We start from the raw sequence: 22,709 nt of genomic DNA, 5'->3' as shown, positions 1-22,709 counted from the left end.
GAATGCGATGATGACATGCCCTTGCTGCACCGCGTCGGCTGGCAGGAGAACCATACCCACCCATGGGAGATACGCTGAGTTTTCTATCGCGCCACCGCCAGCAGCCCGGCGCCGGACCAGCGGATGTCCGGACGCCAGGAATGGAACCAGTGATTGGCGTTGACGCCAAGGACGAAGCCTTTGCCCGCGGGGCGCACCGCACGATGCAGAACCCTTCTTGAGGAAACCGGTCTCGTCGACCACCAGCACCGCGTCCGCATTCCCCAGATGCTCGACAACATGATCGCGCACCACGTCACGCAACGCATCCGCGTCCCAGCGACCACGATCCTATCAAAGCGCGATCGGGGGATGCCGCGGACGACGGATTAACAATGCCCAATCTTTCCGGGAGCCTCTTGTGTCCCTTATCCTCACGTTCATAATCATGGCCACGTCGGAAATCAGATTGTGACCATCCCATGCCGATCGGCTGCATGACCAATGAATGGGCCGCTGCCGCTCCGGAAATCCTTTGGGTGGAGGACGATCGGCAGACCGTCGCCTATGTCATTGGATCCGCGCATCTTGCCCATATCGCGATCACGGTGGCCGAGGACGGGAAACGCGGGCGGGCACTGGCGCTGACGGGCGGGTGGGACTGCATCATTCTGGATCGCCGCCTGCCTGGCGGCGACGGTCTGGCGATCCTGGCCGACCTGCGCGCTATGGGAATGCTGGTGCCCGTCCTGATCCTGACGACCATGGACGGTATCCAGGACCGTGTGACGGGACTGCGACGCGGGGCTGACGATTATCTTGTCAAACCGTTCTCGATCCGCGAATTGTCGGCCCGCCTGGACGTCCTGATGCGCCGGTTGCGGCCCCCGTCCCAGGCGATGCGGCTGATTTTCGCGGATATCGAGGTCGATCTTGTCGCACGCCAGGCGTACCGCGCGGGAAAAAAACTGTTCATTCAGGATCAGGAATTGAAACTCCTCGAATATTTCATGCGCCATCCGAATATTGTCCTGTCGCACGAGATGCTGTTGCAGGCCGTCTGGGACATCGATTTCCCGATCCGCACCAACCTGCTGGAATCGAATGTCAGCCGTCTTCGGGACCGGCTGGGCCGGGACGCTCCGCCCCTGATCCATACTGTACGGGGACAGGGTTACATGCTGCGAGGCCAATGACATGGATGGACGGGCAGGCGGATGGAACCCCGTCGAGGCTGTCCGTCCTGCGCAGCTCGTCCTTCCGCATCGTCGCCCTGTTCGCCGCTTGCTGCTTTATCTGCGGAATGACGGTCACCGCGCTGTCCGGCTATCGCAGCCTGCATTCGCTGACCCGGCAGATCCACGAGGCCATCGCCAATGAACGGGATGAGGCACTGTCGGGTGTATCCAGCCGTGACGTCGCGCATCTCACGTCCGCCATCCGCTCGGCGATCCGGTCCGATCCCACCGTCTATTATCTTCTGCAGGACGCGCACGGGCGGACCGTGGCCGGCAACATGCGCGATCTGCCGCGCATCGACGGCCCGCGTCATCTGTCCTGGACCTGGTTTCCGCTGCCGCCGGACGGACATCCGGTCGTTGGCCAGGGACAGGTGCTGGACGACGGCGGATATTTCTTCGTCGGCATGGACGGCGCGTCCCTGCGCTCCATGCGGCGTGACGTATGGCTCACACTGGTCTGGAGCGGCGGGGGGTTCCTCCTGATCGGTCTTGGCGGCGGCTTCGTCCTGAGCCGCCTGGTGTTGCGGCGGATCGAGACCATCAGCCAGACTGCGCGCGATATCATGCGCGGCGACATTTCGCGCCGCATCGTCCTGAACGCGACGAACGACGAATTCGAACATCTGGCCGGCAGCCTCAACGCCATGCTCGACAGGAATGAGGCGCAGATCGCCAGCATCCGCCAGGTCACGAACGATATCGCGCACGACATGCGTCGTCCGCTGGCGCGCCTGGGCGAGCAACTGGACATGGCCGCCGAGGCCACGGCGCCGCAGGACCGCGTGCGCGCGATCACGCGGTCGATGGCCTGTCTCGACGAGGCGCTGGAGATCTTCTCCACGCTGCTCAAGCTGGCGCAGATCGAGGCCGACGACAGGGCGCCTGACCCCCAGAGACTGCCGGTCGCCGATCTTCTGGCGTCTCTCGCCGGTCTCTACGGCCCGGTGGCCGAGGATCACGGACAGATGCTGGTCCTGGTCCCGCCGGAAGGCGGACTGGAACTGGACGGCAACCGCGTCCTGCTGACCCAGGTGCTGGCGAACCTGATCGAGAACGCGATCAACCATTCCCCCGCGGGAACCAGGATCACGGTCACTGCGCGGCGGGCGGGTGGGAAGGTCGTCCTGGCCGTCGCCGATACCGGCCCGGGCATTCCGGCGCATGAGCGCGAGCGTGTGTTCGGCAAGATGGTCCGTCTGGACGGCAGCCGTGCCACGCCGGGAACGGGCCTGGGGCTGAGCATGGTGCGCGCGATCGTCCGTCTTCATGGTGGTGAGATCAGGCTGCTGGACAATGCGCCGCATGGCCTGCGCTGCGAAGTGACCATGCCGGCCACCACAGGCGCGCACCGGAATGGTTGGTAAGTTAATAATACCCAACATAGATTAAGTATTGCTACACTTTGGACTGTAACCCAATCTTCATGCGCAAATATTGTAAAAAAATGTAATTGGCTGTTCGCGGATATGGTTTTGGCGGAGACCGGTAAGGCGCCGTCAGAGAGCGCCGCACTCTATATTTACCGGTTAAAAGGTGTTTTATGCAGTATTCTGCTCATCGCAAGGCGTGTCGGTACGGTAGTCTCGCCATTTCTTTGACTTTGATGGCCGGAGTTTCCATGCCGGCATCCGCGCGCGCCGGCGACGGCACCAGTCACCAGGACCCGCAGGCGAAGGGCGGCAAGGCCGGGACGCGCAAACATATGGTGGCCCGCCATGCCCACCGCACGGCCCAACCCGCCGCCGCTGCTCCAGCCACGGCTGCCGCCATCCACGACGATGCGCCGGCCCGCAATGGAGGGGCGGGCGAGAAGTTCGACGTGATCGGCGCCTTGACCGGCATTGCGGCATCGAATGCGTCCGAACGCAACGCGCCGAATGCGATCACCGTCCGCACGGCGGAAGAAATCCGCAAACTCCCTGACATCAACATGGCCGAGGCAATTTCGCGCATGTCGGGCGTCTCGCTCCAGACCGATACCGGCGAAGGGCGATTCGTCAATATTCGCGGTCTCGACGCGGATTTGAGCGGCGTCACGTTCGGCGGCGTGCGCGTGATGCCGTCGAACCAGGCTTCGGTCTTCGGCGGTGCCCGCGCGGTCGCGCTGGACGCGATTCCGGCCGGCATGGTGGCCTCGGTCGTCCTGACCAAGACGATGCGTCCGGACCAGGATGGCGAGGCCATGGGCGGTACGATCGACCTCGTGCCCCGCACGCAGGAACCCAACGGCAAGCCGTTCGTCGAATTTGACATCGGCGGCGGCGCCGAACCCCTGCGCGGCACGCCGGTGGTCAACGGCCAGATCACCGCCGGAGCCAGCTTCGGCTTCGGCGGGCATCCGGGCCCCTATGGCCAGGCCGGGTCGGGCGTGGGTGGGGGCTGGGTTTCCAACCCGCGGCCGTTTTCCATCTTCGCCACGGCCGGCATGTATAACGACCAGCGCGGCGTCGACGATGTGGAAGAGGCCTATTCCGACCAGCAATCCTTGGGCTATCCGGACAAGCTGCTCTCGACGATCGACATGCGGCGCTATCAGTATTTTCGCCGCCGCTACAATCGGGGCGGCGAACTGGATTTCGATCCGAACCGAGACAATCATTTCTTCGTCCGGTTCGCGGAATCGGGCTATCACGAAGGGTATCACCGGTACAGCCTGATCGCGAACGGCCTGGATTCAGGCGCCGGGGACGGCAATTGTCCCGCGCCCTATAATTGTCTTGCCGGTACGAACCAGGCCGGATTCGTCGCCCCGCAGGCGACCTTTCAGAAACAGGCTGTCGAACGCCTGAACACGGTCCAGAACGACATGGCGACCTGGGGCGGGCGGAACACGATCGGCCGGGTCAGGATCGACTATCATGGAGCCTGGTCGCATGGCGACGGCAATTTCCCGCTGGCCCGGACGGCGACCTTCACCGACATGTCCGGCCCGACCGCCGTCGCCTACAACAATATGGCCACTCCCAACCAGCCGACGCTTGCCGCACTGGATGGCACAGGCTACGCGAACCGCGATTACAGGCTGACCAGCCTCGCGGACACTATGCAGAAAAATTCCGACAATGAATGGTCGGGCGGTGCCAACGCCCTGATCCCGCTGGACGTCCTGCGCAATCAGAGTTCGTTGAAGGTCGGCGTCCTGGTCCGTCTGCGTCGTCGCACCACGTCCCAGGATAACAGGAACTGGACCGGCGACGGCACGATCCCGCTGTCCAGCTTCGCCTACGGTCCGAACAATCTTTATTACAAGAACCAATATAACATCGGCCCGTTCGTGGACAGCGCCGGGATTTACGCCCTTGCCGGCACGCCCGCCCTGCCCCAGTCCGACCCGGCGGGCGACGCGATTTCCAGCCTGCAGGGAACGCAGCTCGACCACGAAAATGTCTATGCCGGCTATTTCCAGTATGAAGGGAACATCTCCGAGGCACTACATGTCATGGCCGGCATGCGTTTCGAGGCGACGAACGGACATTACCAGGGCGTTCTGACGACGATCGACGCCAATGGCAATACAGTGCTCTCCCCGACGACAGTCAGGCAGAATTATTTCAATTACCTGCCGGATGTCGAATTCCGTTATACCTTCATGCCGCGCCTGATCGGGCGGCTGTCCTATTCCACCGCGCTGGCGCGTCCCGGATTCAACCAGAATACCGCCTCCACGACCGTCGATGCCAGCACGGGCACCATCTCGCGCGGTAATCCCGGCCTGCCGGCCATGACGAGCGACGCCTTCGATGCATCGCTCGAATATTATACCGGCAACGGAGGGCTGATCTCCGTCGGTGCCTTCGACAAGGAAATCAGCAACTACATCATGCCGCGGCAGGATCGTTACGTGAATTACGGCGGCCTGTCCGGCATCGTGAACGTCGTCAGCTGGAAAAATATTCCTCATGCCCAGGCCTACGGTTTCGAGGCCGTCTATAACCAGAAATTCGCGTTCCTGCCGAGCATCCTGAAATATACGGGGTTCGAGGGAAATTATACCTGGATCAACTCGACCGGGCAGGTCCATCCCGGTATCGACGCGCCGCTGCCATCCACCTCGAACAACAATATCAATGCGGCGCTCTATTACGAGGACCCGAAATTCAGCATCCGCGTCGGCGTCAACTATGTCTCGCGCAACCTGTTCGCGATCGGCGGTTCCCAGGCCACCGATATCTGGACGGCGGACCGCCTGCGCGTCGACATGTCGGCGTCCTATTCCATCACGAAAAACCTGGCGCTCTATGCCTCGGTCAAGAATCTGACCAATACGCCATTGAAGTTCATCGAAGGCACCAGCGACAGCCGGCCCATCCAGCGCGAGGTCTATTACGAGACCGTGCTGGGCGGCGTGCGCGGACATTTCTGAGCCGGGGCGTCGGTCGACGCGTCACGGTACAGCAGTATATCGGAAATCTGGAGAATATGACATGAAGCGTGGATTGAAATCGATCGGATGGGGCTTCGTGGCCGGCATGGTCGCGGCATGCGCCTGCGCGGCGCCGGCTGCCCGGGCCGGCGACCTGCCGGGGCCGGACGGCAATTACGACTATGCGGCATTCGATCGCGGGACGGGCCACCTGTATGTCGCGCGGGCGACCTCCGTGACGGATTACGACCTGAAGAACGGGAAGGCCGCCGTCAGCATCGGGCAGATCCAGCATGGCCATGCCGTGCTGCCCTTGAAGGGCCGCACGGATCTGCTGGTGACGAGCGGTGACGACGATACCGTTCGTTTCATCGACAGGACGGACGGACATGAAACGGGCCGCGTCGCCGTCGGCCGCAAGCCGGATGGCGCCGTCATCGACGAGCGACACGGACGGGCATTCGTGATGAACGCCAAAGGAGGCACGGTGTCGGTCATCGACCTGGCATCCAGGGAGGTCACAGCCACCGTGACGCTGAAGCCGGGGCTGGAATTCCCCGCGCTGGGCCAGGATGGGACGCTTTACGTCAATAACGAGGACGCCAACGAGATCGAGACGGTCGACACCGCCGCCATGGCGGCGGGGCCGGCCATCGCGCTGGGCGCGTGCGCCGGGCCCAGCGGCCTGGCGTACGACAAGGCATCGGACCGGCTGATCGCGGCCTGCGCCAATGGCAAGGCCGCAATCGTCTCGGCTGGGCGGAAGACGCTGGAAGGCCTGGTCGCCATCGGCGGCGGGCCCGATGCCGTCATCCTTGATGCCATGCGGCGGCGCGCCTACATCCCATGCGGCGCCAGCGGGGAATTGGACCAGATCTCGCTGGCGGGTGCCGGCGTGCCCGGGGGCGTGAAGCGCATTCCGACCGAAACGGGCGCACGCACCGGCGCCCTGGACGCCCGGACCGGCACGCTGTATCTGCCCGCCGCGCGTTTCTCGCCCCCCGCGCCCGGGCAGGCGCACGGGGCCATGATCCCAGGCAGCTTTCACGTTCTGGTCGTACGCGCCGGCTGAACGCCGCGCGCCGGCGTGCCGCGTTCAGCCGGTCGCTGGCGCCGGAACCTTGGGCGCCATACCGGCACGGTTCCCCCGCGGGGCCGCGCCGGTATATGGGGCGGCGGCTTGCAGACATGGCGCCCGTGCGGGATCAGCCAATGGCGAGCCGGGCGCCCGGGTTCAGCCGCCGGCGATCAGGTCCGCGATCATGGCGGCTTTCTCTGTACGGATATGGCCTTTTCCGCTAGCCGTTGCCGCCCAGCCGGGGTTCGCGCTCAAGGTCTTGCGGGTAGCGGCGATGACGTCGTTGCGCTGGTCCAGCCCGTTATCGCCGTGATAGGCCAGCACCAGCATCGACATCCAGTTCCGGCCGGCACCGTAGCGGGCGGCATAGAGTTGGTAGGCATTGAGAGCGCCGGCCGCGATCCACCCGTCGGTCTGCGGAAAGACATAGGATCGGACATAGGCAGTGTAGTCCTTCGTCGGCACGAAATAATCGTATGGAACCACCATGTAGACCGCGTCCGGACCGTCATCGGCAGGGCCGCCATGGCCGACCGGATCGGAGAGCGTGCTTTCCACGGCTGTGACATTCGTCAAGTCAGTCGCGCTCAGCCCGGCGGGGGTTCTGGCATCGATCGTCCGCCAGGAGGTGAGCTGTGCATCGTTGCGCAAGTCGAGGATCAGCAATGCGTCCCAGGTGTTCGCGTCGACAAGGCGGCTGAACAGGATGCGGTAATGTGCCAGGCTGCCTTGGGCCTGCAACGCATGCAGGCGTGGTGCCAGTTGGGTACGCAGCGTGTGCAGCAGGGCCGGTCGCCCGGCAGGAGTGCTGCGATAGGAAATGATCAGGGATTGCGTGGACTGGGACTGTACGTCGCTTTCGGCGGCATACGCCGCGTCATCTGTGGCTACCGTTGCCAGGGCAAGCAAGGCCGCCGCCATACGGGTGCCCCATGCGCTTCTTCTGCCGACGGGGAATGCACTACCAACCATGGAGATATCCTCTTCCAGTTCATGTCTTGTACGCGCGCGAACAGGCCATGAAAATGAGATGCCCAGAATTAAATAGTTGGTATGCCTCCGCCGGGGTTCATGAGGGTGGCGTCCGGTCGTCTCCGCCAATCCCGGGGCGGTTCACTGCCGATCCCTCGGGGCGCCGATGAGAGCCTGGAAATGTGGGCTGGCGGGCGAGAGCGGACTGAATGGCCGGTTGCGGTCGGGGATGGCAGGTGCATGATGCTGACGCAGGTCCGCGGCGCGGCGCGGGCGCCCGTCAGGCCCGGCTTCTCGCCTCCGGCGCGGTCAGGCGTATCCAGGGATGGCGGGCACGCAGCAGGGCGACCACGCGTTGCTTGTGGGCCGCGCGTTCGGTCACGCCGTCGGTCATGGCGGCGTCGTGGACGCGGTATTCGGCCAGGATTTCGGGCACATGCGCCCCGGCGATGCCCCGTTCGGCCAGGCTGCACCAGAGATCGTAATCCTCCCACCCCATGGCGTCGCGGGACACGTAATAGCCGCCGGCCGCCGCCCACGCCCATTTTGCCACCATGGCCATGGCATCGACGACATTGCCGCCGACCAGGCGCCCCGGATGCCAGGGGATATCGCCCATCACGCCGTCCGCCCGGCCGAAGCGGCGAATGATGGGATAGGCGAAGCCCGCATCCGCCTGCCGGATGGTATCCAGCAGGCGGGCGCACGCGTCGGGCAGCAGGCGGTTGTCGGCATCGAGCTGCATGACATACGGGGTTTCGGCGGCGGCCATGCCGATATTGCGGGCGCCGCCCAGCCCGGCATTGTGGCGCGCGCGCAGCAGCAGCAGGCGGTTGAAGCGCCTGCCGTGCCGGGCCATCCAGCCGCTGACCAGGGCCGTCGTATCGTCGGTCGAGGCATCGTCCACCACGATCAGGTCCAGCGGTTCGAGCGTCTGGTGGCGGACCGATTCCAGGGCCTCGATGACATGATCGGCATATTGGTACGTGGTGATGACGATTGTGACGGCGGCATCCTGCAACTGGTCCTGGTGCAGCAATGTCTCGCTGTCGGGGATGGTGGGCACGGCGCGCACGCGGGTGGCGCCGCATGCCAGCGCCAGCGCGCCGGCCTGCGCGGCGGCCTGGCCGCCTGCCAGGCCCGCGATCGTCAGGCCCAGCAGGGTGGCCTGGCGCTGGGGGCCGTATTCCCACAGGACCGTATGCAGCGCGTCGCGCGCCATGCGGGCGCGCAGGGGTGGATCGTCCACCAGCCGGAGCAGTGCCTCTTCCCATTCCGCGTCGCTGTCGGCCTGCAGGCCGGTGACGCCATCGCGGATCGCCGCCCGGAAGGGGGCGGTCGGGGAGGCGATGGTGCAGGTCCCGGCCAGGGCGGCCTCGAAGAATTTCAGTTCGCTCTTGGCTTCGCAGAACGGATTGCCGGTCTCCAGCGGAGCGATCGAGATGTCCAGCCGCGCCAGTTCGTCGGGCAGGGCGTCCAGCGCGACCATGTCGCGCCATTCGATCTGCGATGCGCGGGCGTGCAGGGCGGGGAATTCCTCGGTCAGCAGCAGCGGGCGGCCGCCCCCCGGTTCGCGGAACAGGACCAGCCGCACCTCCGGCCGCCGGGCCATGACCGCCAGCAGCCCCGGCAGGGCGCGGGCGAAATCGCGCTGGTGGGTACGCGATCCGGTGGCGTAGCCGATCCGCACCAGCCCGTCGGATGGGGTGGCCGCGCGGCGGCGGGCGGCCCGGCGCGACCGCGCCAGCGTGCCCTGGTCGTGGATGTTGGGCACGATCACCGTCAGGGGCGTGTAGGGGCGCATCCGGTCGCCCAGGGTTTCGGTGGTGGCGATGGCGAGATCGCACTGGCGGAGGGTCCGCTGCATGTCGGCATACATGCGTTCGATCCGCGCCACGGGGGCAGGGCTGGTGCGGATGCCGTCGATCAGGTCGCCGCGGGCCAGTTCGGGTTCGAACACGATATCGTCGGCGTCGAAGGCCAGCAGGGCGCCGCGCGCGCGCGCCAGCCGGATCAGCGTATCGACATGGCCGCTATAGTCCACGCGCCACAGGACGATCAGGTCGGCCCAGAGAATGTCGTCGGGGCCGACGGCGGCGCAGTCGCGGCTTCTTGCCTCGTACCCGGCTGCGCGGCAGGCGGCTGCGTTGCGGTCGACACGGTAGATCGTGCCGGGTGTCGCCGGTTCGCCCGAGATGAACAGGACCGTGCGGATGGGCCGGCGGGCGGGTGCTGGTTCGGGAGGCGGTGTTTCCGCCGGGATGGGCTGCGGGCGTGCCAGCCGCCGGGCCAGCCGGGCCCGCAGGGCGAGTGTGGGCGTGGGCGTGGGTGGTGACGCGGAGATGGTTGGTGTTGGACTGTCGGGAGGAGGGGAGGCCGGCGGATCGGCGGGCGGTGCGTGCCGGTTCCGTTCGAGCCGCAATTCCATGGCGTCCAGCCGGGTGCGGCTGAGGGAGGCGCGGGTCTCGGCCAGTTCCGCCCGCGCATCGGCCAGGGCGCGCCGGGTTGCCCAATGGGTGCCGATGGCGGCGAAGCGGCTGGCCAGGTTGGCGGCCACGCTATCCCCCTGCGCGCGGTTCAGGGCGTCGCAAAGGCCCGCGAGCGGTGCGCCCGGCCCGGGCAATGCTAATGTCAGCCCGCGACCCAGCGGCATTGTGGCGCGCGGGATTTCGGCCAGCCAGCGGGACCATGCGGCATGCCGGTCGGTTGCGCCATCCAGCCCGTACAGCAGCAACGCACCGTGCGGTGACAGGAGCGGGACGAGCCGATCCGGTGTCTGGTCGCCGATATCCGCCGGCGGCAACGCCACCCACAGCAGGTCGCAGGTGCCGGGACATGGACGGTCGGTCATGGCGTGGACGGTCAGATTCAGGCGCAGGCGGTGGGCCTGTTCCGTCAGGAGCGCGTGCAGGGCGGGGCGGCCGGGGGCCAGGCCGATGCCGTGGGGGCGGGCGAGGGTGACTATCCAGGCCAGGAACGGCAGCACCATATTGATGGCGGGATCGGGGTCCAGGTCCGGCGGCGTCACGAAATAGGGATCGAGCGCGTCGCATCCCAGCAATCCGGGCGCGTCCGGCAGCGTGTGGGCCATGGGGAGCCAATCGTCTGCATCCATCGGAATGTCGTGCGTCCCTCTTGCGGTGGCCGATGATTTTTTGATCCTGCACGACAGGATGTTAATATTTTGGGAAGGTCTCCACGCTTACATGGTCCCGTCATTCCGGGCGGCCATCGTCATGCGATGCGGTTCCGGATCGGTTTGTAATGGCTGATGACATGTCGTCGTCCGGCCAGGCAACGTCGGGGAGCGGGCTGTGGCGATTGTAACCGTGATGGGTGCGGTGGGTACCAATGTGAACGTGACGGTCGATGGCGGCGATACGCTTGCCCTGGCCAATGCCTATGCGCAGACCCTGCGGGCAAGTGCCGCGGGCAAGAATTTTTCCACTCAGCAGAATGGCTTCAACGCCGCCGGCAGCGCCAATGCGGTCGGGATGATCACGGTCGGCGGCGCCTATGCGCTGGATGGCGCCTATGTCAACATCGTGGCGGGCGCGCTGTCGGGCAGTGCGCCCGATGCCGTGCAGATGGCGCCTGTGGCCATCGACGCCCACAAGGTCACGACCTCGGTGGATGTCATTTCCGGCACGCTGGGCGGCACGACCTTCCTGGGCGGGCCGGCAGGCGGAAGCTTTCTGGCGACGGCCGGTGACAATGTCTTCATCGGCGGGACAGGTAACTTTACCATCAATATGGGCGCGGGCAACGATCTGGTCGTGACCGACGGCGGGAACGATACCGTCAATGCGGGAGGGGGTGAAAACCGGATCTTCCTCGGTGAAGGCAACAATGATGTCGTTTCGATGGGAACGGACACCATCGTCGGCGCCCTCGGTACCCAGTCGGTGACCATCAATGCCGGCAGTTCGCTGGTCCTGCTGGGGACGAATGCGACCGTCGTCGACAATGCCGCCGGCAGCATCGTCTCGGTGGGCGGTGGCAGCACCGTCTCCGGCGGGGCGCAGGACCGGGTTTCGTTCACGGGGTCGTCGGGCACCATCGGCGGAGCGGTTTCCGATACGATTTCCGCAGCCGGAGACCTGCAGGTTGTCCAGGGTGTCGGCAATACGATCAGTGTGACCGGCAGCCTGACCTTCCTGAACGGCACCGGCATGACGAGCGTGGTGGCCGGCCAGTCCACCATCTTCGGCTCGGCGGGCCTGAGCATGACGCTGGGGGCCTCCGGCCCGACCCTGTTCGTGGCCAATGAGGGCAACGAGACGCTGGACGGCGCGCAGGCCAGCAACCCGCTCCATGCCTTTGCGGACGGCGGCGATGTGACGTTTGTGGGCGGGACGGGCAACGATACGCTGGTGGGCGGCACCGGCAGCGCGACGATGACGGGTGGCAGCGGCGACAATCTGTTCGCCTTCACCAACGGGCCCGGCAGCGGCGGCAACAATGTCATTACCGATTTCGGCAGTGCGGCGGGGAACCTGGTCGCGCTCTATCAATATGGCTACCAGAACAATAATGGATTGCAGGGGATTCTGTCCGCCGCGACCATTGCGGGTGGCAACAGCACGATCCAGCTGAGCGACAATACGCGCATCACGTTCGTTGGCATTACCGACCTGAAGGCCAGCGACTTTACCCTGAGCTGATCGCAGCACATGGACGGTTCCGCTTCCGCTTCCGGCCTGTTGCCTGCCGACGATCCTGGCCTTGCGCAGGCCGGTGTGCGGCTACAGGCCGCGCGGGCGGCGGATCTGCGGGCGGAACTGGACCGGTTGCGCCATCTGGTGACGCTGCAGGATCGGGCATTGTCCGGTCGTCTCCTGCGTGTGGCGCGGATCGTCCGGGCGATGACGCTCGGTCGCGATCCGTTTGGCCGCCCGTTGGGCGAGGCGGCGGCGCGCCTGTGGGCCCGGGTCGGGCGTGACGGAATCGGGCCGGCATTGGGCTATGTCGGGCGCGCGCTGTTTCCGCGCGCGTCCGGCGCCCCATCGCGCCGGGGGCAGGAAGAGATCCTGCCCGTGGTGACGCCGGCCGACTGGACGCCCGTGATCCTGATCATCGCGGAAATCAGGCTGGCCCAATGTGCGAAATATCGTGTCTGGCAGCGCGTCGAACAGATGCGGCTTCTGGGCTGGGAATGCCGGGTGGTGGATTGGCGCCATACCGAAGAGGCGCTCGGTGCGCTGCAATTCTGTTCCGGCGTGGTGTTCTATCGCGTGCCGGCCTTCGCGTCCGTGCAGGGGATGCTGGAGGAGGCGCGTCGTCTCGCCATTCCGTCCTGGTGGGAGGTCGACGATCTGATCTTCGACCGTGACCTGTATGCCCGGAACGGCAACCTGGCGATGCTGTCGAAACAGGAGCGTGGGCAGCTTCTGTTCGGGGCGGGACTGTTCCGTGCCTGCATGCTGGGATGTGAAAAGGGAATTGCCTCCACCCCCGTTCTGGCACAGGCGATGCTGGATGCCGGCGTGGTGGACGTGGCCGTTATCGACAACGCACTTGATGCGGAAACGCTGGATGCGGCGCGGTCGGCTCTGGCATCCCTGCCGCGCCGGGCGGACGATGAGGGCGGGCCGGTCGTCGTGATCTACGGATCGGGCACGCGCACGCATGATGCCGATTTTCTTGTGGCGGCGCCTGGGCTGATCGCGGCAATGGCGGAAGATGCGCGGCTGGTGCTGTGGATTGTGGGCGAGCTGGCATTGCCGCCCGCGATACGGGCGCTGGGTGAGCGGGTCGTGGTGATGCCCGGCCGGCCCTATGCGGATTATCTGGCGCTGATGGCGCGCGCGGATATCGCGATCGCGCCTCTGGAAGACAGTGTCTTCAATGATGCGAAGAGCAACATCAAATATCTGGAAGCTGCCGCTGTCGGCGTGCCGCTGGTCTGTTCGCCCCGGCGGGCTTTTGCCGATGTGATCGTCGATGGCCACACCGGTTGTCTGGCCGCGCGCGAAGCGGACTGGACGCGTGCGCTTCTGGTGCTGGCGGGCGATGGGGCGCTGCGGCGCGCCATGGGGGAGCGGGCGCGTGCCGATGTCATGGCGCGCTATGCCCCCGCGCGGGTGGCGCAGGCGCAGGTGCGGGCGGCATTCGGTGCGCCGCCGCCCGTGGTCCGGGACGGGCGGTTGAGGGTGTTGTGCGTGAATGTCTATTACCCGCCGAGGGCTTTCGGCGGGGCGACGCATGTTGCCGTGAAAATGGTCGAGCGGTTGCAGGCCAGCGGGCGGGCCGCGCTGTCGGTTTTCACCGCCCGGCCGGGCCATGCGGGCGATCCGGACCGTCCGGCGGCGGCGGCGCGCTATACGCATCGCGGCGTGCCGGTGGTGGCGGTCGATCTGCCGGCGACGGCCGATGGCATCATGATGTTTCATCATCCGGCGGCCGCCGCGCTGTTCGACCAGCATGTCGCGGCGTTTCGTCCCGATGTGGTCCATCTTCATGCCACCCAGGGGCTGGGCGTGGGGCTGGTGGATGTGTGCCGGGCGCGGGGCATTCCTTATGTCATCACGCTGCATGATTCCTGGTGGTTGTGCGACCGGCAGTTCATGGTGCGCGCGGATGGGCGGTTCTGCGGCCAGAAACAGATCGATCTTCGGACCTGCCAGCGCTGCCAATCGGAGGCACGGCATTTGGAGGATCGGGCGGCGCTGGCGGGGGCCGCGTTGCGCGATGCAGCACTTCTGCTCAGCCCCAGCGCCACGCATCGCGACCTGCATCTGTCCAATGGTGTCGATCCGGCGCGGATCGTGGTGCACCGCAACGGCTTTCGCTGGCCGGTCGGGCGCAGGTCGCGGCGGCCGGCCGGCAGCCCGCTGCGTTTCGGCTATGTCGGGGGTGTGGAGGCGGTGAAGGGTTATCCGCTGATCCGTGCTGCGTTCGAGGCACTGGGGCGGGGAGACTGGGTGCTGCGCCTGGTCGACAACAAGACGGTGCTGGGCATGAACACGGTCGACGTCGCCGACTGGCGGACGCAGGGCACGGTCGAGGTGGTGCCGGCCTATGATGACGGGACGATCGATGCCTTCTTTGATTCGATCGACGTCCTGCTGTTTCCGTCATGCTGGCCGGAAAGCTATGGCCTGACCGTACGCGAGGCCCTGGCCCGCGACGTATGGGTTGTTGCCTCGGCGCCGGGGGGGCAGGCGGAGGATATCGTCGCCGGCGTGAACGGCACCTTGATCGGGCTGACGGCCGATGCGGACGCGCTTGTGGCGGCGGTGACGGAACTGCTGGACCGGCCGGACCGTCTGGCGGGCCATGTCAATCCCTGCAAGAGCCAACTGGTTACCTGGCAACAGCAGGCGGAGACATTGCTGGAACTGCTGCGGGGGGCCGCCGGGTCATGGCCCGAAGGATTGCCGGCCGGTCCCGGCTGAGCAGCAGGAACAGCAGGCGGCTTTTCCACCCGGCCATGCAGGCGGTGTCGGGCCGGCCACGCAGCATGTCGTCGATCCAGGCGGCGGGGAAATGATCGCGTTTTGCCAGCAGGCCGCGCCAGGCGCCTGTCCAGCCGATTCCACAGGGATTGTCGCGCAGAAGCTCGATCTTGATGAAGGGGGTGTCGGGCGCGCGCGCGATCGACAGCCAGTCGATATGCATCGGATTGACGGGGACGAGGCGGCGCGGCCCCCGTGCAGTGTCGGCCCAGGCCGAGGCCGTGCGCAGGCCCGCCGCGCGGATGGCGGTGCCCAGGCCCATTTCGCCGTGCAGGATGATCTCGTCCTTGTTCATCTCGGCGAATGGCAGGGTGAGGACGCGCTGGATGGCCGGGTGGGCGAGTGCATCGGCGCCGAAGCACAGGAACCAGGATTGCAGATGCCAGACCGGAAAGCGGGATTCGACGAGGCCCCAGACATCGGCGGGGCGCGCCATCATGCGGTCCAGGATCGGTGCCAGGGGACGCAGCGGGCCGAACACGCTGTCATTGGCAAGGACGACCCGTTCGGCGCCCCTGGCGCAGCCGGCGGCCAGAAGATCCTGCCATGCGCCGAAATCCATGCCGCGATTGGGCCGGAGATGCGGCGTGATGCCCCGCTCCGCGCAGAAGCGGGCGATGTCCGCCGACAGGTCGCGGGCCCCCGAAAGCGCGAGATGGACCGTCATGCCGCAGGCGGCGAGCTCGCCCAGGTAATGGCGGACATGTGGGCGCAGCAGGCCTGCCGGGTCGTATTGGGCGAACAGGCAGGTGACGCGCGGCCGGGTCATCGGACGAAAAGTGGTGCGAGGCCGTTATCTTTCATCGTCTCTTGTCCAGTTTTCCGCGAAATCGGGCAGTTTCGGGAAGGGGTGGCTATTTCGCAGTGCGTGTCAGCAAGAATTCGCATGCATCAAAGAATTTTGTGGCATAATATTTAACAGCGCGCTAAAAGCCGCGACCGCTGATTCAGAGCGTCGCAACGGTCCGCCCCGTTGCGAATGTATTTCCAGGACCTGGCAGGAGAAGAGAGAACACATGAGCAAAGCCTTCATTGCAGCCGTCATCCAGGATTCGATCGACTGCACGGGGGTCGCCGCCAACCAGGCCGCGTCCGATCTGATTGCTGCGATCGTCAAGGAACTGAAGAAGGAAGGCGGGTTCACGCTGCCGTCTTTCGGGACCTTTACGGTCAAGAAGACCAAGGCGCGCAAGGCGCTGAACCCGCGCACCGGCGAGCCGGTGAAGGTGAAGGCCGGCAAGACCGTTCGTTTCAAGGCCAGTCCGAACCTGAAGAAGGCGGTCTGAACAGCCTTCCCGCCACGGCCGCCTGTCGGCCGTGGCCCGCGCCCGCGTGACGGGCGTGAAAAGATCCGCTTTCTCTGCCCGATCGGAGAGGGCGCGCCGGTTCTGTTCTTCAGGGGCCCGGTCCTGACGCGATCATGGCGTCGTCAGCGCAAGGAATGGCCAGGATTTCGGTCTGTCAGGGTCGAGGTCGGAAATATCCTGCGCATGTCTTCCTGATTATGAAATCCCGGCATCCGGGTCCACTGATTCATCTGTTGCGGACAGGCTGCGCGCGGCCGGCATAATTGTCATGACCGGCTGACGATGCGATCGCGCAACGGAAATCTTCAATACCTTATTTTTTTCGAAATCAATATGAAGAAGACCCGTGGCGACGATGGGGATGGGCTCCGCTGCGGATGCATGGCCGGTCGCGCCCGGCCCCTGCGTTCGAGGGGGCAGCGGCGGGGGAGCATGGCATCGCATTGTGAGACTGGCTGGGGCGGGAGGATTCGAACCTCCGCATGGCGGAATCAAAATCCGCTGCCTTACCGCTTGGCTACGCCCCATTTGGACCCGATCGTGTCGGCCACGCCCTTCTAGAGGGAAGGACGGGGCCGCGTAAAGGGGGTTCTGTATCGCGGGTTTAGAACTGATCGGGCTGCGGGTCGAGCGGCAGGTCGATCGACGGATCGATCGGCTCCATGGGCTGCGTGATCTCCGGCGTGGCCGCGCGGCGCCGGGTCAGCATGCTGCCCAGGCGGGCGGCGCGGTCCAGCGCCTGGTCCAGGGCCGCCATGGTGCGGGACATGTCCTCGCTGTCATCGCGTTCCCACGCGCGCATCGTATAGGCCCAGACGCCGATCAGGCCCTGGATGCGCAGCGCGCCCGCGGGGCCGGAGATGTCGAGGCCGGCGGCGCCCGCCATCCAGCGCATGCTCTCGGCCGTCGTGGCGGCCAGGAACAGGGCCAGCGCGGGGTCGAACGGCAGGGCGCGCATGACCGCGCGCACGCCCTCGCGATATTGCTGCAGGACGTCGAAGCGGCGCATCAGCACGTCGAACAGCCGTTCCCGCACGTCGCCGGTGCTGCCGTCATCGACCAGGGCGGATTCGTCGGCCAGCCGTCCCAGCTTCAGCAGGATGGCGGTCTTGACCGGAAAGCGGCGCCTTGCCTCGTCCAGCGGAACGCCGGCATCGCGCGCGGCATCGACGACGCTCAGCCGTCCCCAGCCGTAAAGGGCGGCACGCTCCATGGCGGCGCGAAGCAGGGCATCGTCGAACTGATCGTTATCCATAAGCTTTCTGACGGTCATCTGGTCTGTGGCCTGGTCCGGCCGATCCGGAAGGCTTGGTCTTCATTGCGGTTAAATTACGGCGCAGGCGCGTGCAAGTTCGCTGCTCAGGATGCGAGTTCGCGCGCGCGCCGCGTGGCGGCGGCGATGGCCTGCTCCATCGTCGCCGGCCAGGCCTGCGGGGCCATCAGCACCTCCAGCGCCTGCTGGGTCGTGCCGCCGGGGCTGGTGACGCGGCGGCGCAGTTCGGCCGCGTCGATGCCGGACTGTTCCATCAGCGCGCCGGCGCCCGAGACGGTGCGCCGGGCGATCCGCCGGGCCAGGTCGGCGGGCAGGCCCTGGGCGATGCCGGCCTGCTCCATCAGCTCGGCCAGCAGGAAGACATAGGCCGGGCCGCTGCCGGATACGGCGGTGACGGCATCCATCTGGGCCTCGTCCGCCACCCAGGCCACGTCGCCCACCGCCGAAAGGAGGCGGGTGCAGAGTGCGCGATCGGCCTCGGTCGCCGTGGGAGGGGCGAAGCAGACGGTCATGCCCTGGCCGACGGCGCTGGGGGTGTTGGGCATGGCGCGGATGACGGTCGCGCCCGGAGTGCCGGCTTCGGCAAGGGCTGCGGTGAGGCCGCCGACCGTCTTGCCGGCCATGACCGACAGGATTGGCGCGTGGCGGGCGAAATGCGCGATAGAGGGCAGGATCTCGGCCGCCTTCTGCGGTTTCGTCGCCAGGATGATCAGGGCGGGCGCGAAATCGTCCGGCAGGTCGGAGGCCTGCCGGACCACGCTGTGCGGTGCCGGGATATCGTCGCGGTGCCGGTCGAGAATGACGGACGGGGCCAGCCCGTCCGCCAGCCAGCCGGCCAGCATCGCTCCGCCCATCTGCCCGCATCCGACGAGCAGCAGCGGGGGAAGCGAACCCGCCAGGGTCTTTCCCTCGGTCACGCCTCGCCCGCGCAGTCGAGCATGGCGGCCTCGAGCGCCTCGGTCGGGGTCTTGCCGCCCCACAGCACGAACTGGAAGGCGGGGTAGAAGCGTTCGCACTCGGTGATGGCGATGTCGATCATGTCTTCCAGGCTTTCCATCGACGCGCCGGGTGCGCCGCGCAGCAGGACGGCGTGGCGAAACAGTGGCATCCCGCTTTCCAGGTCCATCCCGAAATGACCGATCCACAACCGCTCGTTGGCCAGCGCCACCAGTTCGAACAGGGCCCGGCGCTGCTGGGGCGGGACCTTGAGGTCGAACGTGCAGGTGAAATGCATGGCGCTGACTTCGCGCGACCAGGAGAAGTACAGACCGTAGTCGCACCATTTCCCGGGGGCCTCGGCGGCCATTTCCGAATCGTTGCGGCGTTCGAACGCCCATTCGTACCCGCCGACGATCTGTTCCATCAGGTCGAGCGGGTTGGCGTCATGCTTGGGAGAGGAGATGGAGAGGGCAGGCATGTGGGACTCCCCTAGGCCGTGGAGGGAGGGGGCCGGCGTCGAGCGTCGGACCCCGTACGTCTGCAGAACGGACCGTGTGCCGTTCCCGCCACGGGTGGGAACGCGGTCACACCCCAACCCTATGGGCGGTCTTGCCATGCTGGCAAGCGCACGCGCATGCGTGCGGACAATGGAGACGAAAAATTTATTTTTCAGGCGTAATTGCCGAACGGGCCGCCCGGCGGTTCAGGGGCCTGGAAGGGCTGGTCCGGAGTGATGATGGCTTCCAGCGTCGCGACTCGTGCTTCCAGTGCCGCCAGACGGGCGTCGGAATCCTCCTGGGCCGCGCGGGCGCGGGCGGCGAGTTCGCGCACGACCTCGAATTCCTCGCGCCGGACCAGGTTCAGCGTCGACAGCACTTCGTCGACCCGCACGCGGACGATGGCGCCGACCTCCTCGCGCACGCCGGCCAGGGCCGAGAGCGCGCCGCCGGCGACACCGGCGAGATCGTCAAAAAAGCGTGGCCTGTCGGACATGGCGGGTCCTCCTGTGTTCACTGCCGGGTCTGCGCCCGCACCCGCCGGGGCGGCACGGACAGGGAATTGCATGCGCAGCATATAGACAGTCCGGCGCCGCAAGGCCATCCGCCAATGCGGATGGGTGGGTGGCTGACGTGGCGCCTCTTCGAACGCGGCGCGATCTGTTTTATAGAGTAGGGCATGATCATCATCACCGGAGGGGCCGGTTTCATCGGCTCGTGTCTACAGGCGGCGCTGCGGGCGCGGGGCGAGGAGACGGTGGTCGTCGACTGGCTGGGGACGGGCGACAAATGGCGCAACGTGGCGCGCCATGCGCCCGACCGGCTGGTGGCCCCCGAGGCGCTGGACGCGTTCCTGGACACTCGGCCGGACGTGTCGGCCGTGCTGCATATGGGTGCGATCAGCGAGACGACCGCCCGGGATGGCGACCTGGTCTGGCGGACCAATGTCGATCTGTCGGCGCGCCTGTGGCAGTGGTGCGCGCGGGAAGGGGCGCGGTTCATCTATGCGTCCTCGGCCGCGACCTATGGCGGCGCCGACCGGCCGGAGCCGTTTTCCGACGATCCGGCGCGGCTGGAGGCGCTGCGGCCGCTGAACCTGTATGGCTGGTCGAAACATGTGTTCGACCGCCATGTGCAGGGCTGGGTTGCCGGGGGGGAGCCGGCGCCCGCGCAATGGGCCGGGCTGAAATTCTTCAACGTCTACGGCCCCAACGAGTATCACAAGGGCGGCATGATCTCGGTCGTCAAGGTGAAGTACGACGAGGTGCGTCGTGGCCAGCCGGCCACGCTGTTCCGCTCGAACGTGCCGGGGCTGGCCGATGGGGCGCAGGCGCGCGACTTCATCTGGGTGGGAGACGTGGTGAACGTCATGCTGTGGCTGCTGGACAATCCGCAGGTCAGCGGGCTGTTCAATTGCGGCACCGGCGTCGCGCGGACCTATCTGGACCTGGCCCATGCGGTGTGCGATGCGGCCGGGCTGCCCCGGCAGGTCGCGTTCGTCGACATGCCCGAGGCGCTGCGGGGGCAATATCAATCCTATACCTGCGCCGACATGACGCGGCTGCGGGCGGCGGGATACACCAGGCCCTTCACGTCGCTGGAGGATGGCATCCGCCGTTACGTTCACGATTATCTCGCCACCGACGACGCGTATCTGTGACGCCCGCCCGGTTTCTGCCCTTTTCGACGTCGAAGGACGCCGCATGCTGCCTGTACTGATCTTTCCGCAATTCGATCCGGTCATGGTGCATGTCGGGCCGCTGGCGATCCGCTGGTATGCCATGGCCTATATCACCGCGCTGGTGGTCGGCTGGCGGCTGGTGCGCCGTCTGGTCACGCTGACGCCGCAGGCCGGCACGCCGGAGCAGGTCGACGATTTCCTGACCTGGGCGACGCTCGGCGTCGTGCTGGGGGGGCGGCTGGGCTATATCCTGTTCTATCAGCCCCAGCTTTATCTGGAGCATCCGCTGGCCGCCCTGCAGGTGTGGCATGGCGGGATGTCCTTCCATGGCGGCGCGCTGGGGGTGGTCTTGGCGCTGGCCCTGTTTGCCTGGCGCAACGGGCTGAGCTTCCTGGCCTTTTCCGACCGGGTGACCATCGTGGTGCCGATGGGGCTGGGGCTGGGCCGGGTCGCGAACTTCATCAACGGGGAATTGTGGGGCCGTGCCGCGCCGGCCGACCTGCCCTGGGCGATGGTCTTTCCGCAGGCGGGGCCGGAGCCGCGCCATCCTTCGGAACTGTATGAGGCGCTGCTGGAAGGTGCGGTGCTGTTTACGATCATGTGGCTGGTGGCGCGCAGCGAACGGATTCGCGAACGGCCGGGCTTCCTCGCCGGGCTGTTCCTGTTCGGCTATGCGGTGGCGCGCAGTTTCTGCGAGTTCTTCCGCGAGCCCGATGCGTTTATCGGGTTCCTGCCCTTCGGGACCACGATGGGGCAGATCCTGTGCATTCCGATGGCGATCGCGGGGGCGGGACTGATGGCGCAGGCGATGATGCGGCCGCCGCGTCCGGTGCTGATGCCGGCCGCAATCGGGACGGAAGAGGCGGAACGCCCGTGAGCGGTACCGCGCCGGAGCGGCTGGACCGGTTCATGGCGCGGGCCAATGCGGCCTATTATGCCGGGCGCGACCCGTTCGCCGATTTTGTCACGGCGCCCGAGATCTCGCAGATGTTCGGTGAGATCCTCGGTGCCTGGGTGGCCATTGCGTGGCAGGGGATGGGGCGGCCGGACCCGTTCATCCTGGCCGAGGCGGGACCCGGGCGCGGTACGCTGATGGCCGACATGACGCGGCTGCTGGCGCGGGTTGCGCCGGATTGTCATGAAGCGGCGCGGGTGCATCTGGTCGAGACCTCGCCCCGGCTGCGGGAGGTGCAGCGCGCGGCGCTGGCGGGGCGGACGGCGCAGCCGGTGGCGTGGCATGACCGGATCGAGGCGCTGCCGGACGGGCCGATGATCCTGCTGGCCAATGAATTTCTCGATGCGTTGCCGATCCGGCAGTTCGTCAGGACCGGGGCGGGGTGGAGCGAACGCTTTGTGGACGGGGTGGGGTTTGTGGCCCTGCCGGCAGAAGACCTGCCGGAGGCGCCGTTCGACCGGCCCGTGCCCGAGGGCGAGATCCTGGAATGCTGCCCGGAGGCGCTGGCGGTGGCGCGGAGGCTGGCGGCGCGGTTTGCCCGGTCGCCCGGCACGGCCCTGTTCATCGATTACGGGTATGACGGCGCGCTGTGGGGCGACACGTTGCAGGCCCTGCGGGATGGCCAGCCGGCCTGGCCGCTGGCCGATCCCGGGCTGGCGGACCTGACGGCGCATGTCGATTTCGCGGCCTTTGCCCGCGCGGCGGCGGGGGCGGCCTGCCATGGCAGCGTGACGCAGGGGGCGCTGCTGGCCGGGCTGGGCCTGTTCGCGCGGGCGGAGCAACTGGCCCGCAACCGGCCGCCGGTGGAAGCCCATGCCATTCGTGACGCCGCCCAGCGGCTGGCGGCGCCGGACCGGATGGGGCGCCTGTTCAAGGCACTGGCGATCACGTCGCCGGGTCTGCCCGCGCCCCCCGGTTTTGCTGTCGAGCCGGCCGGAGGCGATGCGCGATGAGGGAGGATGCCATG

The 22,709-nt window shown here is 66.6% G+C and carries 17 protein-coding genes, 1 tRNA gene and 1 pseudogene; 10 read left to right on the top strand and 9 right to left on the bottom strand.

All coding sequences use genetic code 11. The features are described 5' to 3' along the window. Positions 1-186 precede the first annotated feature (186 nt). Positions 187-327, bottom strand: a pseudogene (locus tag HLH29_RS17495) (transposase); the annotation flags it as partial. Between the two features lie 149 nt (positions 328-476). Between HLH29_RS17495 and HLH29_RS17490 the strand changes: the two are divergent. From HLH29_RS17490 to HLH29_RS17475, 4 genes are all read left to right on the top strand, one after another. Then, entirely contained in the window at positions 477-1,175 is a 699-nt protein-coding gene (locus HLH29_RS17490; protein ID WP_182968655.1) for a response regulator transcription factor, read from the top strand. Continuing rightward, a complete protein-coding gene (locus HLH29_RS17485) occupies positions 1,172-2,584 on the top strand; it encodes a HAMP domain-containing sensor histidine kinase (RefSeq protein WP_246374392.1) in 1,413 nt (470 codons plus the stop codon). Before HLH29_RS17490 ends, HLH29_RS17485 begins: the two co-directional genes overlap by 4 nt. A 254-nt stretch (positions 2,585-2,838) precedes the next feature. Then, the gene (locus HLH29_RS17480) at positions 2,839-5,583 is read left to right on the top strand and encodes a TonB-dependent receptor (protein ID WP_182968654.1); all 2,745 of its coding nucleotides are present in this window, start codon (positions 2,839-2,841) and stop codon (positions 5,581-5,583) included. A 61-nt stretch (positions 5,584-5,644) separates the two neighbouring features. After that, the gene (locus tag HLH29_RS17475) at positions 5,645-6,655 is read left to right on the top strand and encodes a YncE family protein (protein WP_220790663.1); all 1,011 of its coding nucleotides are present in this window, start codon (positions 5,645-5,647) and stop codon (positions 6,653-6,655) included. 162 nt (positions 6,656-6,817) lie between these two features. Here the strand turns inward: HLH29_RS17475 and HLH29_RS17470 are convergent, their stop codons facing one another. Together HLH29_RS17470 and HLH29_RS17465 are read right to left on the bottom strand one after the other, a co-directional pair. Next, entirely contained in the window at positions 6,818-7,633 is an 816-nt protein-coding gene (locus tag HLH29_RS17470; protein ID WP_182968653.1) for a hypothetical protein, read from the bottom strand. A 280-nt stretch (positions 7,634-7,913) separates the two neighbouring features. Continuing rightward, positions 7,914-10,748 carry a glycosyltransferase gene (locus HLH29_RS17465; protein WP_182968652.1) on the bottom strand — a complete coding sequence of 945 codons (2,835 nt, stop codon included), beginning with the start codon at positions 10,746-10,748 and terminating at the stop codon, positions 7,914-7,916. A 199-nt stretch (positions 10,749-10,947) separates the two neighbouring features. Between HLH29_RS17465 and HLH29_RS17460 the strand changes: the two genes are divergently transcribed. Both HLH29_RS17460 and HLH29_RS17455 read left to right on the top strand, forming a co-directional pair. Further along, positions 10,948-12,297, top strand: coding sequence for a calcium-binding protein (locus HLH29_RS17460; RefSeq protein ID WP_182968651.1), 1,350 nt, complete (start codon positions 10,948-10,950; stop codon positions 12,295-12,297). 9 nt (positions 12,298-12,306) lie between these two features. Continuing rightward, positions 12,307-15,030: a glycosyltransferase gene (locus HLH29_RS17455; RefSeq protein ID WP_182968650.1), complete on the top strand. Its 2,724-nt coding sequence runs from the start codon at positions 12,307-12,309 to the stop codon at positions 15,028-15,030. Here the strand turns inward: HLH29_RS17455 and HLH29_RS17450 are convergent. Continuing rightward, positions 14,939-15,859 (bottom strand): rhamnan synthesis F family protein, encoded by a 921-nt coding sequence (locus HLH29_RS17450; RefSeq protein ID WP_182968649.1) that lies wholly within the window; start codon positions 15,857-15,859, stop codon positions 14,939-14,941. The genes HLH29_RS17455 and HLH29_RS17450 overlap by 92 nt on opposite strands. Positions 15,860-16,106: 247 nt before the next feature. Between HLH29_RS17450 and HLH29_RS17445 the strand changes: the two genes are divergently transcribed. Further along, positions 16,107-16,376 carry an HU family DNA-binding protein gene (locus HLH29_RS17445; RefSeq protein WP_182968648.1) on the top strand — a complete coding sequence of 90 codons (270 nt, stop codon included), beginning with the start codon at positions 16,107-16,109 and terminating at the stop codon, positions 16,374-16,376. Between the two features lie 473 nt (positions 16,377-16,849). Here HLH29_RS17445 and HLH29_RS17440 read toward each other — a convergent pair. From HLH29_RS17440 to HLH29_RS17420, 5 genes are all read right to left on the bottom strand, one after another. Then, a tRNA-Gln gene (locus HLH29_RS17440) sits at positions 16,850-16,924 on the bottom strand. Between the two features lie 77 nt (positions 16,925-17,001). Beyond that, a complete protein-coding gene (locus HLH29_RS17435) occupies positions 17,002-17,652 on the bottom strand; it encodes a TetR family transcriptional regulator (RefSeq protein WP_182968662.1) in 651 nt (216 codons plus the stop codon). Positions 17,653-17,756: 104 nt separating this feature from the next. After that, positions 17,757-18,569: a pyrroline-5-carboxylate reductase gene (proC, locus tag HLH29_RS17430; RefSeq protein WP_182968661.1), complete on the bottom strand. Its 813-nt coding sequence runs from the start codon at positions 18,567-18,569 to the stop codon at positions 17,757-17,759. 14 nt (positions 18,570-18,583) lie between these two features. Next, positions 18,584-19,087 carry a type III secretion system chaperone family protein gene (locus HLH29_RS17425; RefSeq protein WP_182950292.1) on the bottom strand — a complete coding sequence of 168 codons (504 nt, stop codon included), beginning with the start codon at positions 19,085-19,087 and terminating at the stop codon, positions 18,584-18,586. A gap of 191 nt (positions 19,088-19,278) precedes the next feature. Beyond that, entirely contained in the window at positions 19,279-19,602 is a 324-nt protein-coding gene (locus HLH29_RS17420; protein WP_182968647.1) for an accessory factor UbiK family protein, read from the bottom strand. Positions 19,603-19,785: 183 nt separating this feature from the next. On the opposite strand from HLH29_RS17420, the gene rfaD reads away from it, so the two are divergent. The 3 genes from rfaD to HLH29_RS17405 are packed head-to-tail and all read left to right on the top strand — an operon-like array spanning position 19,786 to position 22,695. Then, positions 19,786-20,766 carry an ADP-glyceromanno-heptose 6-epimerase gene (gene rfaD / locus HLH29_RS17415; RefSeq protein ID WP_182968646.1) on the top strand — a complete coding sequence of 327 codons (981 nt, stop codon included), beginning with the start codon at positions 19,786-19,788 and terminating at the stop codon, positions 20,764-20,766. Between the two features lie 43 nt (positions 20,767-20,809). Continuing rightward, positions 20,810-21,664, top strand: coding sequence for a prolipoprotein diacylglyceryl transferase (lgt, locus tag HLH29_RS17410; protein ID WP_182968645.1), 855 nt, complete (start codon positions 20,810-20,812; stop codon positions 21,662-21,664). Beyond that, entirely contained in the window at positions 21,661-22,695 is a 1,035-nt protein-coding gene (locus tag HLH29_RS17405) for a class I SAM-dependent methyltransferase (RefSeq protein ID WP_338030284.1), read from the top strand. The genes lgt and HLH29_RS17405 overlap by 4 nt, the downstream gene beginning before the upstream one ends. Positions 22,696-22,709 lie beyond the last annotated feature (14 nt).

The sequence above is a fragment of the Gluconacetobacter tumulicola genome (assembly GCF_014174215.1).
Taxonomy (GTDB): Bacteria; Pseudomonadota; Alphaproteobacteria; order Acetobacterales; family Acetobacteraceae; genus Gluconacetobacter; species Gluconacetobacter tumulicola.
The sequence above is the reverse complement of the archived record's forward strand: the minus strand, read 5'-3'. Positions and strand labels throughout refer to the sequence as shown.

Excerpts from the sequence above, each read along its gene's own strand:
- HLH29_RS17490 (WP_182968655.1), top strand. The coding sequence starts at position 477 with ATGACCAATGAATGGGCCGCTGCCGCTCCGGAAATCCTTTGGGTGGAG.
- HLH29_RS17485 (WP_246374392.1), top strand. The coding sequence starts at position 1,172 with ATGACATGGATGGACGGGCAGGCGGATGGAACCCCGTCGAGGCTGTCC.
- HLH29_RS17480 (WP_182968654.1), top strand. The coding sequence starts at position 2,839 with ATGCCGGCATCCGCGCGCGCCGGCGACGGCACCAGTCACCAGGACCCG.
- HLH29_RS17465 (WP_182968652.1), bottom strand. The coding sequence starts at position 10,748 with ATGGATGCAGACGATTGGCTCCCCATGGCCCACACGCTGCCGGACGCG.
- HLH29_RS17445 (WP_182968648.1), top strand. The coding sequence starts at position 16,107 with ATGAGCAAAGCCTTCATTGCAGCCGTCATCCAGGATTCGATCGACTGC.
- HLH29_RS17420 (WP_182968647.1), bottom strand. The coding sequence starts at position 19,602 with ATGTCCGACAGGCCACGCTTTTTTGACGATCTCGCCGGTGTCGCCGGC.
- rfaD (WP_182968646.1), top strand. The coding sequence starts at position 19,786 with ATGATCATCATCACCGGAGGGGCCGGTTTCATCGGCTCGTGTCTACAG.
- HLH29_RS17435 (WP_182968662.1), bottom strand. The coding sequence starts at position 17,652 with ATGGATAACGATCAGTTCGACGATGCCCTGCTTCGCGCCGCCATGGAG.
- HLH29_RS17455 (WP_182968650.1), top strand. The coding sequence starts at position 12,307 with ATGGACGGTTCCGCTTCCGCTTCCGGCCTGTTGCCTGCCGACGATCCT.
- lgt (WP_182968645.1), top strand. The coding sequence starts at position 20,810 with ATGCTGCCTGTACTGATCTTTCCGCAATTCGATCCGGTCATGGTGCAT.
- HLH29_RS17470 (WP_182968653.1), bottom strand. The coding sequence starts at position 7,633 with ATGGTTGGTAGTGCATTCCCCGTCGGCAGAAGAAGCGCATGGGGCACC.
- HLH29_RS17425 (WP_182950292.1), bottom strand. The coding sequence starts at position 19,087 with ATGCCTGCCCTCTCCATCTCCTCTCCCAAGCATGACGCCAACCCGCTC.
- HLH29_RS17450 (WP_182968649.1), bottom strand. The coding sequence starts at position 15,859 with ATGACCCGGCCGCGCGTCACCTGCCTGTTCGCCCAATACGACCCGGCA.
- HLH29_RS17475 (WP_220790663.1), top strand. The coding sequence starts at position 5,645 with ATGAAGCGTGGATTGAAATCGATCGGATGGGGCTTCGTGGCCGGCATG.